The following is a 19,565-nucleotide window of genomic DNA, read 5'->3' on the forward strand; positions in this document are numbered from 1 at the left end:
AATCATAATGAACAAAATAGTAAATAAGTTTAAAGAGTCACTTATGAAAGCAATAGCCGAAAAATTTGGCGAACCAATCACCGATGCAACCTTTGATATTACCCCTCTCCATGGCGGAACTGTGGGTGATGTGAGGTTAATAAGTGGGATTGCAAAAATGTCTGAAAAAAAGGAGTTGCCTTTTAAAATTGTCCATAAAACCCAGAAAAAATGGGAGCGTAACTTTGATGCGGGCTCATGGCGCAGAGAATATGACCTTTATGCATGCGGCATAGATGCGCTGTTCGATGAATCTTTACGCTCTCCGAAGTGTTATTATCAAGAAATTACAGATGATGAAGTACAAATATGGATGGAGTATGTAGAGGGTGTGTCAGGACTTGACTTGACGGGGGCGATGTATGAGTGTGCGGCTGAGAAATTGGGCATGTTTCAGGGTAGGCTTTATGCACAAAAGGCAGATGTGCTGAAAAAAATGACGAATTTGAGTGAGGTTGAATTTGCAAAAAAGAATTACCTCCACTATCGGTCGTGGAATGAGGTGTTTGATTACATCCGTTCTGAAAACTGTGAGATTCCGAAACATCTCTGCAAAATGTTAATTGATGTTGATGAACATTTTGATACAATATGGGAACAAATTGAAAGCTTGCCGGTGGTGTGGTGTCATAGAGACTTTTGGATAACAAATATTTTTTATTCAAATAGGAATATCCGAGTGATTGACTGGGATACCGCAGGGTGGGGATATCTTGGTGAGGATATTGCAAGCCTGATTGCCGATGAAGCAGATGTCGAGCACATGGTGGAATATTACAGAAGTTGCGTACCTGCTTACTATAAAGGCTTTTCAGAATATGTAGACATATCCTATATATCAAAAAGCTGTATTTGGGAAATGATGATTATTATATTTGGATATCGGTTAGTGGAGTGGTATAAGTTTGCGGAATCGGAGGAAGTAAAGCACTTACAGATTCAAACACTACAAAAAATTTACGAAATGGAGATGAATCCATATGAAAATTGTTGATTTTACGCATGCCCATATCCCTGAAGCAACCGCACTGGCTTTAGCGAGTTACGAAGAAGAACGCCGTCACGTTCCCGCACTACCGCCAATTGAAACTGTGCCCGATTTAACTCCCTTTGCGAACAATGGGTTTGGTGTAGCTGCATTTGAGGGAGATAAGATGCTTGGCTTTTTATGCAGCTATCCGCCCTTTGATAAAGCTTTTGGCTCTACAGACGTTAGAGGGATTTTCTCACCTATGGGTGCAAATGGTGCGGTAAAGCAAAACCGTGCAAAAATCTATGCCGCTATGTATCAAGCAAATGGGGCTAAGTGGGTAAACGCTGAAGCGGTTGCTCATGCTGTGTGTTTATATGCGCATGATGAAGAACTACAACGGCAGTTTTATCTTTACGGCTTTGGTCTGCGCTGTATGGATGCAATCCGTCCAATGGAGGTGATCCCTTGCGCTTTTTGCGAAGAATACAAATTTTCAGAGCTTGCACCAAATGAATATCCGTCCATTTATCCGTTAGACTATCAACTCAATCGACATTTCTGTAAAAGTCCATTTTTTATGAACCGGAAACCCGACACCATTGAAAGTTTTGCAAAACTGTGTCAAAACGAGAGTGCTCGTTATTTTGTGGCTAAACAAAATAAATTGTTGTGTGCATTTGTTAAAATCTCGGACTTAGGTGAAGCGTTTGCTGCAAGCGGAGGGGATTACCGTCACATTCAAGGCGCTTATTGCCTGCCTGAACATCGGGGAAAAGGTGCTTATCAAAACTTGCTCAATTTCACGATAGCCACGCTAAAGTCGGAGGGCTATACTCGCTTTGGTGTGGATTTTGAGAGCCTCAACCCTACCGCCTATGGCTTTTGGACAAAATATTTTACGCCATACACGCATAGTGTAGTGAGGAGGATTGATGAGAACATCCTAAAAATTGAATAGCAATCATGATATCCGCTCATAAATGAACGGGAAAAGGTAAAGCACTTGAAACATTTTTGTGTCAAGTGCTTTACCTACTTTAAATCATATCCAGTGGCTTGCAGGTGTTGAGGTGAATGAAATCTACTGGCTACATTTTGGCTACAAAAGATTTTGATAATACAGATAAAGTGCGTGTGGTTTTGCAAAAATCTACAATAAAAGCGAACTAAAAATACATATAATTGCCATTTGAAAAGATATAGAAGTCGAGTGGGAATGATGTAAGTGCTAAAGAACCCAGTGTTTAAGCGGATTCCAAACAAATTTATTTAAGCTGCGGCAAAGATTTGGCAACATTGGCTCTCACTAAATGAGTAAAATTTATTTCAATATGACATAGAAAAACCTTACTGATTTTCAAAAATGATTGAAAGTTGGTAAGGTTTTTTTTGCTTGTGTCACCTGGCTTCTTTGAATTCTATAACTTGCTTTAATCCGTGTAGCAAAATATAATATTATTTATTGAATGCCAACTGTAACATTTTAAGGACATTTGCCTGTTATACTAAATACAAAATTTGAAGCGAGGAAATGACGATATGAAACAGATTTTAATTGTCGAGGACGACACACTTTTGAATAAAACGCTGGCCTACAATCTGACATCGGATGGATATGATGTTACCACAGCATTAAACGCACATACAGCCGCTGAAGAACTGAACACAAAGTCATTTGAACTGGTGCTGCTGGATATCAATCTGCCGGATGGCAACGGATATGATGTTTGTCACTTAATTAAACCGGAACATCCGGATACGATGGTCATATTTCTGACTGCCAACGATCAGGAAAGCGACCAGATACGGGGCTATGAGGTGGGAGCAGTGGACTATATTACAAAACCATTTTCCATTGGTGCCTTACAGAGAAAAATCAATGCAATGTTTGCAATGTTGGAACACCACAAACCAACAAAAGATATTTACAATGATGGCAGATTGTTTCTTGATTTTTCGGAGTTGACTGCCAATCTGAATGGAAAAATGCTGACGATTTCTTCAATGGAATTTAAGATGTTGAACTTATTTTGTAAAAATCCCAACCAGGTACTTACCCGTGGTCAACTGCTAGAAAAGTTATGGGACGCAGAGGATAATTATGTGGACGAACACACCCTGACAACTGCTATTAGCCGCATACGAGGGAAAATCGAAGCAGAGGGAGACACCTACATTAAAACGGTTTATGGAATGGGGTATCAATGGACTGGGGGTGAACGGAAATGAAGCAGAAATGTCTTTCAGTCAAAAATATGTGTCTGCTCATTGGAGCAGGTGCAATATGCTCCATGCTAATAATTAGCGTGTTCTTTTACATACTTATTGAGAACACCCTTATGCTTTGGGCTGGTGTGATGTTGACGGTTTGTGCTCTTGTCTGGCTGTTCCTTCTGGTATATTGTTTTGGCAGACGCTTATCCATGTTTACCGGCGACCTGTGCCAAACTTTGGACCGCATGATAAGCGGCAATGATAAGCCAGAGCAGGCTATTGACAGCGAAACACTCTTTGCCTGCATTATTCACCGGATTTCCCGGCTATATGATATTATGCGGGAAAATCGACGCAAGGTGGATCAGGAACGTCAGGAACTTCAAACACTGGTATCAGACATTTCCCATCAGGTAAAAACGCCAGTTAGTAATCTTAGAATGGTAACTGACACGTTACTGACAAAGTCAGTCACAGAACAGGAGCGAATAGACTTTTTGCAAGGTATCCAAAATCAAACCGATAAATTAGATTTTCTCTTCCAGTCTCTTATAAAAACCTCTCGGTTGGAAACAGGAGCTATTCATTTAGAAAAGAACGATTGCATGTTGTATACCACACTTGCGCAGGCTATGAGTGGTATTGTCTATGGCGCTGAAAAAAAGAATATTTCTGTGACAGTTAACTGTCCGGAGGATTTACACCTGTCCCATGACAGCAAATGGACGACGGAGGCTCTTTTCAATCTGCTGGATAACGCAGTAAAATATACTACCGCCGGTGGCAGGATCAGTGTTTCAGTAGAACAATGGGAAATGTATGTAAAGCTGGATATTGCTGATACTGGCAAAGGGATTCCAGAGAGTAATCAGGCATCCATTTTTCGGCGCTTTTACCGGGAGGAAGCAGTACACGATGAGCCAGGTGTTGGTATTGGGTTGTATTTGGCCCGTGAAATAATCACACGACAGGGCGGTTATATGAAAGTTACGTCGGAGGTTGGAAAAGGTTCCATCTTTTCTGTTTTTCTTCCATGCAAATGATGAAGCGGTGATCAGCCCTTTTGGGAGGATTGCCGCTTTATTTTTTTGAAATGTCCGTGATTTGTAATATTCGAGACTGATTTTTAGAAAAAGTTGTCTATACCTCGGACATTTCTGTGACATTTGAATCTTATAATAGTCCCATCAACAGTTGAAGAACATTGAAAGTGAGGAGTATTGGAATATGAGTGTTTTACAAACTTTTAATCTGAAAAAATATTACGGAGTGGAGCCAAACATTACCCGTGCCCTGGATGGTGTGAATCTCTCCGTGGAGCAGGGGGAATTTGTAGCAGTGGTTGGAACATCCGGAAGTGGAAAATCTACGCTGCTGAACATGATGGGCGGGCTTGATACACCTTCTTCTGGCAGTGTAATTGTCAGGGGGGAAGAACTTGCCAAAAAGAACGATGAAGCATTGACAATTTTTCGTCGTCGCAATATTGGATTTGTTTTCCAGAACTACAATCTGGTGCCGATTTTAAACGTGTATGAAAATATTGTCCTGCCGGTAGAGCTTGATGGCAATACAGTGGATCAGAAATTCATGGATGAGGTTGTAAGGATGCTGGCATTGGAGGATAAATTAAAGAATATGCCCAATAATCTTTCAGGAGGACAACAGCAGCGGGTTGCAATTGCCCGTGCACTCATTAGCAAACCTGCCATAGTCCTTGCCGACGAACCAACCGGGAACCTTGACAGTAAAACCAGCGCCGATGTACTAGGACTTTTGAAGCGCACCAGCGGAGAGTTTAATCAAACGATTGTAATGATTACCCATAACAATGAGATTGCCCAGCTTGCAGACCGTATTGTGCGAATCGAAGATGGCAAGAGCATAGAATAGGAGGTGGCTGGCTATGACTTGGCCTTTTGAAAATGACACAAGTGCGATTACTTATAAAATAGCTTTTGCTAAATTGAAGCATGATAAACTGAAAAAAAGAATTTCTATCTCGGCAATTACCTTAGCAACCATGCTAATGTCTACGGTATTACTTTTGATTTCAGGTATTGCAACTGTAAACAGAAATGGTGGAAATAGCATTACGGGTTCCTATCACGCACTTGTTTCGGGCATTAGTCAAAAACAGTTTGAGAAGATTCAATTAAATGAACAAGTGAGGTTGTCTGGTCTTTCCGCCGCTATGGGAAGCAGTAAGGAAAAGAACAGTCGATTGAATGTTTCTTATTCTAATTCAGATGCCCTCACGGTGAATGGCTTAGCTGTGGCAGATGGAAAGATGCCAGAATCAGAAAACGAAATACTTATCGAGAAAGATTATCTGGATTATCTGGGGATAAATGCTGGGATAGGTGATACAATTTCCATTACTATGCCCGGCACACAGGAAAAAACGGATTTTGTGATTTCCGGGTATTTGAAAACGGGAGCTGCAGGGACGGACCGAACTTTATACGCTGCCATTGTTTCTGAACAATATTATGTTGTACAGAAAGGGTGGGAAAACTTTCCTCCCTCGGTTATGATTCGGGTAAATACAAGTTCAGCTGACTCCAAAGCAGATATTGAGGAATCAGTTAAAAAAGTTATAAAAAGTGCAGGTATTCAAAAAATGCCATCTATGAATGAGGCATATATCAATCTGTCCAAACCATCTATCTTTTTAGTCGGGGCAGCAATCGCCGGACTGGCTGTTATTATTGTGGCAGGCGTTTTGGTGATATACTGTATTTTTTATATTGCCATTATCAATTCGATTAAAGAGTATGGGCAATTACGGACAATTGGTATGACTGGAAGGCAAGTGAAGAAACTGGTGTTTCGTGAGGGATTTTCGCTATCTGTAATATCCATTCCAATCGGTCTCGTGGCGGGAGGGGTATTATCCTATTTACTAATTCCACAGGGATTTCATCCTGGTAGTCTGTTATGGGTATGTCCATTAGTCGCTGTCCTGGTGTATATAACGGTAAGACTTTCCATTAGAAAACCTGCTATGATAGCGGCAACAGTATCGCCTATAGATGCATATCGTTATATTGGAACACAGGTGGAAAAAGAAAATCAGACATTTCGGCCAATGAAAATCTCACCTGCCATGTTAGCAAAAAAACAGATAGCGAGTAACCGAAAGAAGAATGCTCTGACGATTATGTCATTGATTATTACGGGTACATTGCTGCTGGGAGTGTCTTCGATTCTTTCCTCCATCAATGCAGAAGATATGTCTCTGTCAGGATTCCCACGAGGGCAGTTCATTATTAATATAAGCAATGAAACATTGCTGAATCAGTCGTTAGAGAAAATTCAAGAATCAAATCCGTTTACAGATGGTGTAAAGGCTACCTTATCCGGTATTTCGGGAATGGAATCTATCACTGAGTATCATTATCTTCCGGTATCTGCTGAACTTGAGGCGGAGGAATCTGATGCTGCCATTGTAAGTTTTAATCGTGAAGATATGGAGTTGATACAGTCTTGTGCTGCAGAGGGAACCATGTTGGATTATGATAAAATGGCTATGAAAAACCAGCTTATTATTGGCAGACCCGATGATTTGGAAAAGAATTTGAATATTCATTTAGAGGTTGGGCAAACTATTACGTTAAAAGTATTTGATGGATCTATTTGTCGTAATATGGATTTTGAGATTGGTATGATTCTTGATCAAAGCAAGATAGGGGATAACGGAGATAAAATAGATAGTTTCATGTTACCTTTGGATGCCATGAATAATCTTGCATCCTGCAATACAACGTATCAGTATACAATTCGTGTTTCTAATCAGTTAGAACAACAAGCCGAAATGGAAATAGACCAGATTATGACTGAGACACCAGAACTTAAAATTACAACACTGTCTGCAGCGATTGCACAAAATGAGAATTTCCTGCAGGGAATGAAACTTGCGCTTATGGTTGCAGTTGCCTTAATTGGATGCTTTGCAGTTATGAATTTAGTTAATACAATACTGACTGGTATCATAACCCGGCAAAAAGAATTTGCCCTTATGCGCTCGGTTGGAATGTCACAAAAACAGCTTGCTTCTATGGTGCGCTATGAAGGATTGATTATCATAGCAATCGGCTTGGTGTTATCTCTTTTCATTGGTGGAGGCATTGGGAATCTCCTTTGTTTATTCTTGAAAAATGGACTTATGACTTATTTGAATTATCAATTCCCGTTTGGAATTGCCGCAGTGTATTGTATCCTTGTGGTTTTATGTACAGTTATAGTGACAGGGGCTATGTTGAAGCATCAAAATAAATTATCATTAATTGAAACAATGTCAGTGAATTAACAAATTTATATGATAAATGATCATATGTGTTGAACGTAGTTTAGTAATATATTTCTGTAATTTGCTTTTTTTTTAATTCTATGTTATACTACATTCATTACAATCAATTGAAAATAAAAAGAACCGTCTTAAAGAAGGGCTTTTGGTATTACGCTTAGCGGCGTTGTATGAAGAGCTCTTCTTTTTTTTATAGGCTTGTCAGGGGTTCACCGATTGTAATGTTTTAAGGCAACAAATAAACATAAATCACAAAATACAGGAGGAATTAAAAAATGGAAAACATTAGTGTTCAAAAGCGTGATTTTACTGTAAAGGCAAAGAAAATGAGACGTCTCGGTATGATTCCGGGTAACGTGTTTGGTAAATCCCTGCCAGAGTCACTTTCCATTCAGTTGGAAGAAACGACAGCGCGCAGATTGATTCGCCAGAAACGTGAAGGCAGCAAACTTTCACTGGATCTTGATGGAAAGATTATTCCGGTACAAATCAAGGAAAAATCTTTCAATCCATTAAATGATGAAATTTTGCACATTAGCTTTCAGGCATTAACAACAGATGAAAAAGTCAATAGTGTCATTCATATTCTTCTTGCAAATGATAAAAAACTTGGAGGGCAGTTGGAAAAATTGCTTATGGAAATTCCATATGCTTCTTTACCAGGGGATATGATTGATACAATCACGATTGATGCTGACGGACTGAAAACAGGTGTTATACTTACCGTTAAGGATATTCCAGAACTTATGAGTGATAAAATTGAATTACAGGTAGATACTGATGAGATTGTGCTGCGCATAAGTGAAAGAAAGCAGCAGACTCAGGCACAGCCGGAGGAATAACTATTTGGCGTATGTGAGAACAACAAAAAGAGCTTGGAATGTTGACACTTAAGTGTTGTGCAGGAAAGGCTCTTTTTTTAGGGAGGAATTCAATGAATATATTAGGTCAAGCAGTAAAGCATAAGAAATATGGAAAAGGTGTGATAACAGAGCTTTCTGAAAATAAAATTACTGTCTGCTTTGCAAAAAGTGAGAAATTGTTTCTGTTTCCTGAAGCATTTGAACAGTATTTAACGTTAAAGAACATCTCTATTCAAACGAAAATTGAAAAGTTAAATGAGGAACGCTTAAGGGTAATTGAAACGGGAAAGCAAAGAATGGAAAGGGATATTAAGTACCGTAACCGTATGTATACAATGAAAATTCCTTTAAAATCGCAAGTGGCATATGATATTCTGGAGGAAGAAATTACAAATTTGGATTATGTTGAAACGGGATGCTTTTTAAGCGGAGAAATGAAAGGCAGACCAAGAACACCTTCAAATGTGCAGCCGAATTCAGCAGTCATCCTGACTGATTGTGGAAATGGTGGAGAAGATGAAAGATGTATAATCGGTATAGCAATGGCAGATGAATATTTCTGGGGAAAAGAATGTAAGGATCAACAGATAAAACTCCATCATAAATATAAATTGATTCTGCCTTATGAGAATAGAATTTCATTTTGGAGATATTTTAAGCGAGAAGCGTTTCCTGATCAGTGGGGCAGAGTCCCGTTTAAGTATTTTCAAAATGAGACTATGCAGAAGATTATCTATGATATCTGTAATAATGCAGTCGGAACAGAGCAGGAAGAAGAAACAATGGAGTTATACAGTTATTTTTGTTCTGTAAATCGTATTCCCGAACAGACGATAACATAAACGTGGAATTTGTCCCGAAAATAGTCAGCGTAGCCCGCAACGCCTTCTGCTTTTGGAACAAATTCCCCACAAAGTATGATGCACAGCTGTCAGAAAGAAATTATAAAACTCGCCAATTATAATAAGAGCCAATTTTAAACCCGCACTGGCGGAATACTTGGAGCAGGCAATGAGATTTCCTAACAATAAAATACCATCCAAAAAAATATCTCCATTCCTTATTGACAACTACTATAAATTATAGTAGTATCATAATCGTTACCTTATATACTATAATTTATAGTACTGTATTTTATAACTAGTTTCGGGATAAGGAAGGAGTTTGTGATGAGTAAAGAAAACAAGAAAACAGATTTATTAGGAAAGGTACCGATTCCCAAAGCGCTGTTAGCTTTAGGTCTGCCGACCATGATTGGTATGATGGTGAATGCACTTTACAATTTGGTTGATGCTTATTTTGTTGCGGGATTGGGAACTGCGCAAAATGGTGCAATAGCGGTTGCTTTTCCGCTGGGGCAAGTCATTGTAGGGCTGGGGCTTCTGTTTGGAAATGGAGCCGCATCCTATATTTCCAGGTTATTAGGGCGCGGTGATAAAGATACTGCAAATAAAGTTGCAAGTACCGCTCTGTACTGCAGCGTGATTGCCGGTGCAGCAGTTATCATCTGTACGATAATTTTTCTAAACCCAATATTGAAACTACTGGGGGCAACAGATAGTATCTTGCCTTATGCGGTGACGTATACAAGTATTTATATCATTTCATCTATATTTAATGTTTTCAATGTCACTATGAATAACATTGTAACCAGCGAAGGTTCTGCTAAAACAACGATGTTTGCATTATTGGCTGGAGCTATACTGAATGTGATCTTAGACCCGGTATTTATCTATACACTGGACTTGGGCATCGCCGGAGCTGCGATTGCAACAGCTATTTCACAGGTAGTATCTACAGTTGTTTATTTGTTCTATATTTTCAGTAAAAAGAGTAATTTCAGTTTTAGATTTCAGGATTGCTATTTTGCTAAAGGAATTTTATCTGAAATATTTAAGATCGGTGTGCCAACGTTGATCTTTCAGTTATTAACAAGTATTTCCATCGCCCTCATCAGCGGAATAGCAAAAATAAACGGATATGGGGACTCTGTAATCGCAGGTATGGGCGATGTCACTAGAATTGTTTCCATGGGAAGTCTGATGGTGTTTGGTTTTATTAAAGGATTTCAACCCATAGCAGGCTATAACTATGGAGCTGGAAAATATGACCGCTTATATGAAGCGATTAAGACAACAATAATTTGGTCAACCGTATTCTGCGTGATTTTTGGTTTCATTATCTCATTATTTTCAACGCAAATCATTTCACAATTCACAAAAAATGATACGGAACTGATCAAGACCGGTCAAAAAGCATTGGCGGCTTATGGAATTTCTTTCTTCCTTTTTGGCTTCTACACCGTCTATTCCTCATTATTTCTTGCACTTGGAAAAGCAAAAGAAGGATTTATCCTTGGAGCCTGCAGACAGGGGATCTGCTTTATACCCGTCATATTGTTACTTACATTTATTTGGGGAATGAACGGAATTCTATATGCACAACCTGTTTCTGATGTTATCTCTGCCCTGATAACCGTATTTATGGCAGTTCAACTTCATAAGGAACTAAATAGTATGAGGGCTCATATGTCTGGTGCTCCAGGTTAAGCTGAAATCGTAAATTTTAAGGGTGCAGCCCGCACCGGTTCCGTACACCTGGCTGCTTTTTTTGTTGCCAATGATAATTTCATGGGGTAAAATATAGATTATGCAGACTTGCGTATCTATCCAAGAAATGCCAATGGTAATGGCGGTTTGCCAGGAAAGGAAGACAGATGCAAACATTACATAAATCAACGCAATATAAAGAATTAGTCCGGAGCCTGAAAATAGACTGTAGAAAATGCAGCGGGCTTTGCTGCACCGCATTATATTTTTCAAAATCAGAGGGTTTCCCAAATGATAAACCAGCCGGGAAACCCTGTACGAATCTTATGTCAGATTTTAGCTGTGCCGTGCATAAAAAACTGATGCAGTACAATCTGAAAGGATGCATGGCTTTTGACTGTCTCGGTGCAGGGCAGAAAGTGACCAGTGATATTTATGGAGGCGTGTCATGGAAGCAGCGTCCGGAAGCGGCATCTGAGATTTTCCAGGTGTTTCTGGCGGTCTGGCAGCTGCATCAGATGGTGTGGTACCTGGCGGAAGCAGCGGCTGTCATTCCGGCTGAAAAGCTGGCGGAAGATATCGATGCCCTGATTACCGAATACAAGAACATGACAGCACTTCCGTCTGATCAAATATTACAGATTGATATTGAGGAATACCGTACCAGGGTTAACCTTATATTGAAAAAAGCAGGAGAACTTACAGCCAACTCCATTGCTCCCGGAAAAAACACAGTCAGAAGGTCCGATAATATGGGGAAAAATTTCAAAAAAGCTAATCTGGATGGACAGGATCTTAGCATGTCCCTGCTGATTGCGGCTAATTTGGAGGGCTGCAGTTTGTTCGGAACGAATTTCCTGGGAGCGGATATGCGGGATACAAATATTCGAAATGCAGACCTGAGCGAAAGTCTTTTTCTCACCCAGGCCCAGGTGAATGCCGCTCAGGGTAATGAGAATACTAAGCTGCCCAAAACCTTATGCAGACCAAAATCCTGGAAAGGACAATAGATTCCGGCTATTTCTTCTTTTTCTTACGCTCTTCCGCTGCAGATTTCAATTCAATGAAAGCATCTTTAAACTTTTTGGAATTTGCAGTGGGATGGCTTTTTAACATATCTCTTTTGTAAAATCCAAGGCGTTCCCGCAGGGAATTTCTCTTTTCTCTTTCAATAATATACTTCTCTTTTAAATGTTCCAGCTCATCGCGAAACTGTGCCGTATTTTCTTTTGCACTGTCATTATTCTCAAAAGCATTTTTCGTAAGGGTATCCAGCCGTTCGCGAATTCCCTGCATTAACTCGCCAAGCTGGGTCCGCGCCGTCTGTGTGAAACTTTCTTTGGGCGTTTCACTGTCACTAAAAGAAGTGTCCGAGAATGCAATAATGGCGTCCAGCCTGGTTTGAATTTTTAAAAGTTCGTCCTTTGCTTTTGTCATCTTTTCCAGCATATTGCGGATATCCAGTGCAGCTTTAAAGGAGAGTGCCAGGTCAGCTGCGATTATAACAGTCAGAGCGGTAGCTGTGATGGAAGCCAGAGAATCATTCAGTGAGAGCACCAGATGTTCTACCGGACCATGGATGAATTTTACCAGGGCAATTGTTAGAAATCCCCATGCGATGGAAGAGCTGAGGCAGATATGACCCTGGAAATTAAAGGGCTGATCGCTGTAGTCCCAGTAACGGACTTTGAAAAGTGCTTCCATGGCAACTCCCGTGACATATTCCAGAACTGTAGCTGCAATACAGCCTGACAGAAAGGTCATTAGAAGATTATTGCGAACCGGAATGGATACATAGAGCATCAGCACAGCTCCGCTTCCGTATAGTGGTAGAAATGGCCCTCTCATGAACCCGCGGTTCACAAGTTTTTTTTGTTTGACAGAAACAAAGGTGGATTCGATACACCAGCCGATAAAGCAGTAGATGTAGAAAAACAGCAGCCAGTCCACCAGGGTATAATTATAGTTCATTACAAAGTAACTCCTTTCGCTGTATTTAATGAATTTAATGAAATAATAGTACGGAATATCCATAATAGAAACTCATATAAATGAAGCAATAAGCATAAATGAAGCCATGAGCATAAATGAAGCCATGAGCATAAATGAAGCCATGAGCATAAATGAAGCCATAAACATAAATGAAGCCATAAGCTTATAATAAATCCATGTTATACCTTTTAAGCGAGGGTGTCAACCGGGCAGCAGCAGTTCGGCTTTTGTTCCGCTGCTATTCAGATTTTTATGTTGTCTGAAACTTACAGCTGTGACTTTCTGGATGCCAGATTCAGAAACTCCTGCATGGAGCGGGTCATATATTTATTCTGTTTACGGAAGAAATATATGTTTCGTCCGATTTTACTGTCATCCACTTTATAATACAGCACATCGGGATGAGGCTGTACACAGGCAACCAGCGTGTCGCTGATAAAAGAGATGCCCATCCCGGAACAGGTAACGTTATATGCAGTCATCAGCTGGTCCAGTTTCAGGATAATATTTGGCTTAAAACCATGGTTCTGGCAGATGGTAAGCCCCCGCTCTCCGGTATCGTTTTCTGTTTTCAGGAAAACAAAAGGCTCATCCTGAAAAGAAATCAGAGGTACAGACGGGAATCCGGTATTCAGAAAACTGCCGTCACGAATGGCAGCCGGATCTATCTGGTAATCCTCAAGTGTCTGATTGATAGAAAGTGCTTTAGGTACAGCCAGAACCAGATGTTCTTCCTGATACAAATGCTTTGCGAAGACTGCTTCGTCAAACACATAGTTGTCAATAATCAGGTCAAGTGTGCCCGTTAAAAGCTGTTGTTCCAGCCTGGAAGTACTTTCTTCCAGAAGATCAACATGGATTTTCGGATAAAGCCTGGTAAATTCCGAAATCAAAGGTGGCAGCACGTAAGAGGAGAACAGATTACTGCCTCCGATGGAGAGGCTGCCCGTTTCTAATTGGTTTAAATCCGTGACATAATTGGTAAAATCGTTTTGAATACTGAGAATCTGTTCGATTGCCAGAATGTATTTTTCGCCACAGTCCGTCAGCCGTATGGGATTGCTGCTGCGGTCAAAAATAGGTGCACCAATTTGTTCCTCTGTCCGTTTTACAGTGGCACTTAAAGCGGGCTGGGAAATGTACAGATTCTTAGCCGCTTTGGAAAAGCTTTTTTCCTTATATACTTCATAAATATATTTCATTGATGAAAACATAGTCCGCCTCCAATGTGATATAACATACAGGTTATAAGTTATATAAAAAAACTTGTATTTGATTATATTATAACCCTCGTATATAATGAGGTCAATCAAAACAAAGCAAATCAAAACAAAAAAAGTATAAAATACACGGCAAAGAAGATAGGAGATCAGGTATCATGGTTGAAAAAGTAAAGCTGGATGGCGTAAAGTATCGTATGGAGAATGATTCAATAGGGACGAAAGATGTTCCGGAAAATGTATACTACGGGGTACAGTCCTTAAGAGCGGCAGAAAACTTCAAGATTACAGGGTTATTTATGCATCCGGAGATTATCAACAGCCTTGCATACATAAAAAAAGCAGCAGCTATCACAAACTGTGAAGTAGGGCAGCTGGATAAAAAAATAGCAGATGCCATTGTACAGGCATGTGATGAGATATTAGACGGACATTTGCACAAACATTTTATTGTAGATCCCATTCAGGGCGGGGCGGGAACTTCACTGAACATGAATGCCAATGAAGTAATTGCCAACAGGGCAATTGAGATATTGGGCGGCGAAAAAGGTGATTACAGTATCGTAAACCCCAATGATCATGTAAATTGCGGGCAATCCACAAATGATGTAATCCCCACTGCAGGTAAAATGACTTCCCTGAACCTGCTTAAGAATGCCCAAAAGGAATTAAAAAGACTGTATAAAGCATTCTGTGCAAAAGCCCAGGAATTTGACCATGTGATCAAAATGGGAAGAACACAGATGCAGGATGCAGTACCCATTCGTCTGGGACAGGAATTCCGCGCTTATTCGGTAGCGATACAAAGAGATATTAACCGTATGGATAAAGCAATGGAGGAAATGCTCACCCTCAACATGGGAGGAACAGCCATTGGTACCGGACTGAATGCAGACGAACAGTACTTAAAAAGAATTGTACCAAATCTTTCTGAGATTACCGGTATTGGATTTGTTCAGGCATTTGACCTGATCGATGCAACCCAGAACCTGGACCCATTTGTAGCCGTATCAGGAGCTATAAAAGCCTGTGCAGTTACCTTGTCTAAAATTGCGAATGACCTTCGTTTAATGTCATCCGGACCAAGGGCAGGATTTGGGGAAATCAATCTTCCGGCAAAACAAAATGGTTCCTCTATTATGCCGGGCAAAGTAAATCCGGTAATTCCGGAAGTAGTAAATCAGGTTGCGTTTAACATTATCGGAAATGATATGACCATTACCATGGCCGCAGAAGCAGGACAATTGGAATTAAATGCTTTTGAACCCATTGTATTTTACTGTCTTTTCCAGTCGATTGATACCCTGGGTTATGCTGTTCAGACTTTTGTAGACAACTGCGTAACCGGAATTACGGCTAATGAAGAAAGATGTAAGGAATTAGTAGAAAACAGCGTTGGAACGATTACCGCCATCTGTCCTCACGTAGGATATCAGAAAGCAGCGGAAGTAGCTAAAAAAGCAATTAAAAGCGGTGCACCGGTACGAAAACTGGTGGTACAGGAAGGGCTGTTAAATGAAGCAGAGATAGATACCATTCTGGAGCCGCTTAACATGACGCAGCCTGGTATTTCCGGTAAAGAATTGATTTTAAAAAGAGAATTCGAAAATAGATAAAACTGTTAAACAAATATCCATTAATGGAAAATAGCATGTTCAATCTCCCTAAGATTAGAATATAAAAGAAGCCCCGGCTGCAGATAACGTGAAGGATCTGCGGCTGGGGTTTCTGATTTTATAAAAAAATATTTACACCATGTTAATTACGGATACGACGGCGGTTATATACAAGATGAAGATACATGGCATCCTGGGCACCTACTGCATCGTGCCTGGAAATGGCATTCACTATATCACGGTGGCTTTGAAGAGTTTCTTCTATTAAAGTATTCTCGGTTAAATCAATGAATAACTCAATAGTGCTGTTGATTATGGGAATCAGCCGGGGTACTACCACATTTTTACTGCTCATGGCAATGGCCGTGTGAAATTCAATGTCTTTTTGTGTATGGTTTATACCTGCACGCATCAGCGATTCGATCTCCTGGCAGAGTCCCTGTATCTGCAGGATTTCCTGCTCATTGGCATTCTGGGCAGCCATAGCCGCAATTGATGGTTCAATCATAAAACGGATTTCCATCAGATCTTTAGCGAGGCTTTCTTTATCATCTATGAAAATAAGTCCCAGAGGATCGTCGGCAACCCCTTTTTTGGCAGATACATAAGTGCCGGAACCCTGTCTGATTTCAACAATATTTCTGGATTCCAGTAATTTCATCGCTTCCCGTACGGTTCCACGTCCAATCTGCAGTGATTTAGAGAATACTGTTTCGTTCGGCAGACGGTCCCCAGGCTGTAAATGCTGTTCGTTAATATATTGAATAATAAAATCGGATGCCTGTCCGGTAAGATTCTTTTTATCTTGATTTTGTTCTGAATTCATATGATCACCTTCCTGGAAATGATTATATAGTATCACGGGTTGATTTTCAATGGTTTCTTCATATAAATAAATCCAGTAAAAGTCATCCTATGAATTTTGAGAATAATGAACAAAACAAAAGCAGAAATACATACAAAATTTACGATATTCCATCTGATACTTGACTTTTAAGAATGAAAGATTTATATTCATAGCATAAAACATCGTATGAATTGACGCGTAAAGGTGAGAATAAAAGATCGTATGTATAAAAAGGAGAATGAACTATGTATAACAGTCAAAAAATTCGTCAGCTGGCACCGGAAATGGATCCTCTTAGAATGGGAATGGGATGGTCCGTGGAAGATTTAGAGAAACCACAGATTATGGTTGAGAGTACTTATGGGGACAGCCACCCGGGAAGTGCACATCTGAATCTCTTTGTAGAAGAGTCTGTTCGGGGTATTAATGAACATGGTGGAAAAGCAGCCAGATATTATGCCACGGATATATGTGATGGAATGGCTCAGGGACATGATGGTATCAATTATTCCCTTGTCAGCCGGGATATGATCGCTAATATGATTGAGATCCATGCAAATGCCACAACTTTTGATGCCGGAGTGTTCATTGCAAGCTGTGATAAGAGTGTCCCGGCGCATCTGATGGGTATCGGAAGAATCAATATACCAAGTATCATTGTTACCGGAGGGGTTATGGATGCCGGTCCGGATATGCTCACTTTGGAGCAGATCGGCGCCTATAGTGCCATGTGTCAGAGAGGGGAAATATCGAATGAGAAGCTTACATTCTATAAACAGCACGCATGCCCATCCTGCGGAGCATGTTCCTTTATGGGTACCGCATCTACCATGCAGATAATGGCAGAAGCGCTGGGGCTGATGCTGCCGGGAAGTGCACTTATGCCTGCAACCTGTGAAGATTTAAAAGAAGTTGCATACAAAGCGGGGGTTCGTGCGGTACAGCTGGCAAAAGAAGGAGTTAAGGCACGGGATATTGTAACAAAGGAAAGTTTTGAAAATGCAGTAATGGTTCACGCAGCAATTTCGGGATCTACCAACAGCCTGATTCACATCCCTGCGATTGCACATGAATTTGGTATAGAATTTGATGCAGAAAGTTTCGACCGGATGCATCGGGGAGCACACTATCTGCTGGATATCCGTCCCGCTGGAAAATGGCCGGCACAGTTTTTCTATTATGCTGGCGGTGTACCCACAATTATGGAAGAAATCAGGAGTATGCTGCATCTGGATGCCATGACAGTCACCGGAAAGACATTGGGCGAAAATCTGGAGGATTTAGAAAACTCCGGATTTTATGAAAAATGCAGTGGATATTTGGAAAAATGGAATTTAAAGCGTACCGATATTATCAGAAGCTTCGATGATCCCATTGGATCCGATGGAACGGTTGCAATCCTGAAGGGAAATCTGGCACCGGATGGAGCAGTTGTCAAACATTCTGCGGTACCAAAAGAAATGTTCAAAGCACTTCTTCGTGCACGTCCGTTTGATTGTGAAGAAGATGCGATAGCGGCAGTACTGAATCACGATGTTAAGCCGGGGGATGCAGTAATTATCCGTTATGAAGGTCCTAAAGGAAGCGGCATGCCGGAAATGTTCTACACAACGGAAGCCATTTCCTCTGATGCAGAACTGGGAAAAACGATAGCTCTTATAACCGATGGGCGTTTTTCCGGAGCATCCAAAGGACCGGCAGTCGGACACGTGTCTCCCGAGGCGGCAGAAGGAGGTCCGATTGCTCTGGTAAAAGAAGATGATCTGATTGAAATGGATATTAAAAACAGAGTTCTTCGAATCGCCGGGATAGATGGAAAAAAATGCAGTGAGGAAGAAATCCTGCAGATTCTCGATAAAAGAAAAGCAGAGTGGAAACCGGCTAAAGAAAAGTATAAGTCTGGTGTTTTAAATATATTTGCGCAACATGCGGTGTCCCCTATGAAGGGTGGATATATGAAATAGATTCAGGGGACGCTTTGCAGCTGAAATGGTTTATAATATCCTTCTGTCTGAATGGCAGAAGGTTTTTTTTGTTAGGGCATGGCCCTGTTCTCCATTGAGGAGTTTTTCGTTGATCCGAAAAACGGAACTTTGGAGAACAAATAAACCACCTGCTCTGCGGGTGGTTGGAATAGCTTTAGCGTTGTGTAAAAAACCTCCAATGATATAATAAAAATAGGTTCGCCAACCGTTTTATAAATCAAAGGAGGTAGTCCAAATGGACAATAATAGTTTAGCACACACAAAGTGGAATTGTAAGTACCATATAGTTTTTGCACCGAAATATAGAAGAAAAATTATATATGGCGAGTTGAAAAAGGATATTGCAAATATCTTAAGTATGTTATGCAAGCGCAAAGAAGTGCATATTGTGGAGGCAGAAATCTGTCCAGATCATGTTCATATGTTAGTAGAAATACCGCCAAAGATAAGTGTGTCAGATTTTGTAGGGTATTTAAAGGGAAAAAGTACCTTAATGATATATGAGAGACATGCTAATCTCAAATATAAGTATGGAAATAGACACTTTTGGTGCAGAGGATACTATGTAGATACAGTAGGAAAAAATGCAAAAAAAATAGAAGAGTATATTCGGAATCAACTAAAGGAAGATTTGGAATATGATCAAATGTCTTTGAAGGAGTATATTGACCCGTTTACGGGTGAGCCAGTAAACAAAAGCAAAAAGAAATAAGCCCAAGGGGCTTAGCAGGTAACTGACGTTGCGGCTGGCGAACCTTTCGATGAGTCTTTAGACTCCAGTACCGGAAACGAGCCCTTATAGGGCGGAAAACAAACCACCGGCTAAGCCGGTGGTACTGATTGTATTGACTTTTATATCGCAATGCGATATACTCAAAGTACGATATATAGCAGTGCGATGTATCGAGGTGAAGAATGCAATAAATATTAAGGAAAAATAAAAGTGAATGCTGAAAAG

The 19,565-nt window shown here is 40.4% G+C and carries 16 protein-coding genes; 13 read left to right on the top strand and 3 right to left on the bottom strand.

The features are described 5' to 3' along the window. Positions 1 to 7: 7 nt before the first annotated feature. The 10 genes from CD03_RS0108140 to CD03_RS0108185 all read left to right on the top strand — a co-directional run bounded on the left by CD03_RS0108140 (position 8) and on the right by CD03_RS0108185 (position 11,957). Positions 8 to 1,033, top strand: coding sequence for an aminoglycoside phosphotransferase family protein (locus tag CD03_RS0108140; RefSeq protein ID WP_027293221.1), 1,026 nt, complete (start codon positions 8 to 10; stop codon positions 1,031 to 1,033). After that, complete coding sequence (locus CD03_RS0108145) at positions 1,020 to 1,970, top strand: GNAT family N-acetyltransferase (RefSeq protein WP_027293222.1); 951 nt, start codon at positions 1,020 to 1,022, stop codon at positions 1,968 to 1,970. The genes CD03_RS0108140 and CD03_RS0108145 overlap by 14 nt, the downstream gene beginning before the upstream one ends. 581 nt (positions 1,971 to 2,551) lie before the next feature. Then, a complete protein-coding gene (locus CD03_RS0108150; RefSeq protein ID WP_027293223.1) occupies positions 2,552 to 3,241 on the top strand; it encodes a response regulator transcription factor in 690 nt (229 codons plus the stop codon). Then, a complete protein-coding gene (locus CD03_RS0108155) occupies positions 3,238 to 4,269 on the top strand; it encodes a sensor histidine kinase (RefSeq protein WP_027293224.1) in 1,032 nt (343 codons plus the stop codon). Before CD03_RS0108150 ends, CD03_RS0108155 begins: the two co-directional genes overlap by 4 nt. 184 nt (positions 4,270 to 4,453) lie before the next feature. Further along, the gene (locus CD03_RS0108160; RefSeq protein ID WP_027293225.1) at positions 4,454 to 5,119 is read left to right on the top strand and encodes an ABC transporter ATP-binding protein; all 666 of its coding nucleotides are present in this window, start codon (positions 4,454 to 4,456) and stop codon (positions 5,117 to 5,119) included. Between the two features lie 13 nt (positions 5,120 to 5,132). Beyond that, complete coding sequence (locus tag CD03_RS0108165) at positions 5,133 to 7,538, top strand: ABC transporter permease (RefSeq protein ID WP_027293226.1); 2,406 nt, start codon at positions 5,133 to 5,135, stop codon at positions 7,536 to 7,538. A 272-nt stretch (positions 7,539 to 7,810) separates the two neighbouring features. After that, a complete protein-coding gene (locus CD03_RS0108170; RefSeq protein ID WP_027293227.1) occupies positions 7,811 to 8,377 on the top strand; it encodes a 5S rRNA E-loop-binding protein in 567 nt (188 codons plus the stop codon). Positions 8,378 to 8,469: 92 nt separating this feature from the next. Beyond that, positions 8,470 to 9,240, top strand: a complete 771-nt coding sequence (locus tag CD03_RS0108175; protein WP_027293228.1) for a hypothetical protein — start codon at positions 8,470 to 8,472, stop codon at positions 9,238 to 9,240. A gap of 327 nt (positions 9,241 to 9,567) precedes the next feature. After that, entirely contained in the window at positions 9,568 to 10,947 is a 1,380-nt protein-coding gene (locus CD03_RS32885) for an MATE family efflux transporter (protein ID WP_044289243.1), read from the top strand. A 167-nt stretch (positions 10,948 to 11,114) separates the two neighbouring features. Then, positions 11,115 to 11,957, top strand: coding sequence for a pentapeptide repeat-containing protein (locus CD03_RS0108185; RefSeq protein ID WP_027293229.1), 843 nt, complete (start codon positions 11,115 to 11,117; stop codon positions 11,955 to 11,957). Positions 11,958 to 11,964: 7 nt separating this feature from the next. On the opposite strand, the gene CD03_RS0108190 is transcribed toward CD03_RS0108185, so the two are convergent. Then, on the bottom strand, positions 11,965 to 12,918 hold the full coding sequence (locus CD03_RS0108190) for a putative ABC transporter permease (RefSeq protein WP_027293230.1): 954 nt from the start codon (positions 12,916 to 12,918) through the stop codon (positions 11,965 to 11,967). Between the two features lie 287 nt (positions 12,919 to 13,205). Next, positions 13,206 to 14,153: a LysR family transcriptional regulator gene (locus tag CD03_RS0108195; protein ID WP_027293231.1), complete on the bottom strand. Its 948-nt coding sequence runs from the start codon at positions 14,151 to 14,153 to the stop codon at positions 13,206 to 13,208. Between the two features lie 164 nt (positions 14,154 to 14,317). Between CD03_RS0108195 and CD03_RS0108200 the strand changes: the two genes are divergently transcribed. After that, on the top strand, positions 14,318 to 15,775 hold the full coding sequence (locus CD03_RS0108200) for an aspartate ammonia-lyase (protein ID WP_044289245.1): 1,458 nt from the start codon (positions 14,318 to 14,320) through the stop codon (positions 15,773 to 15,775). Positions 15,776 to 15,917: 142 nt separating this feature from the next. On the opposite strand, the gene CD03_RS0108205 is transcribed toward CD03_RS0108200, so the two are convergent. Further along, positions 15,918 to 16,601, bottom strand: a complete 684-nt coding sequence (locus CD03_RS0108205; protein ID WP_027293233.1) for a FadR/GntR family transcriptional regulator — start codon at positions 16,599 to 16,601, stop codon at positions 15,918 to 15,920. A 266-nt stretch (positions 16,602 to 16,867) separates the two neighbouring features. Between CD03_RS0108205 and ilvD the strand changes: the two genes are divergently transcribed. Further along, positions 16,868 to 18,586 (top strand): dihydroxy-acid dehydratase, encoded by a 1,719-nt coding sequence (gene ilvD, locus CD03_RS0108210; RefSeq protein WP_027293234.1) that lies wholly within the window; start codon positions 16,868 to 16,870, stop codon positions 18,584 to 18,586. 256 nt (positions 18,587 to 18,842) lie between these two features. Then, positions 18,843 to 19,319 (top strand): IS200/IS605 family transposase, encoded by a 477-nt coding sequence (gene tnpA / locus CD03_RS0108215; protein ID WP_027292570.1) that lies wholly within the window; start codon positions 18,843 to 18,845, stop codon positions 19,317 to 19,319. The last annotated feature ends 246 nt before the right edge of the window (positions 19,320 to 19,565 follow it).

This window comes from Robinsoniella sp. KNHs210, assembly GCF_000686105.1.
GTDB classification, from domain to species: domain Bacteria; phylum Bacillota; class Clostridia; order Lachnospirales; family Lachnospiraceae; genus Robinsoniella; species Robinsoniella peoriensis.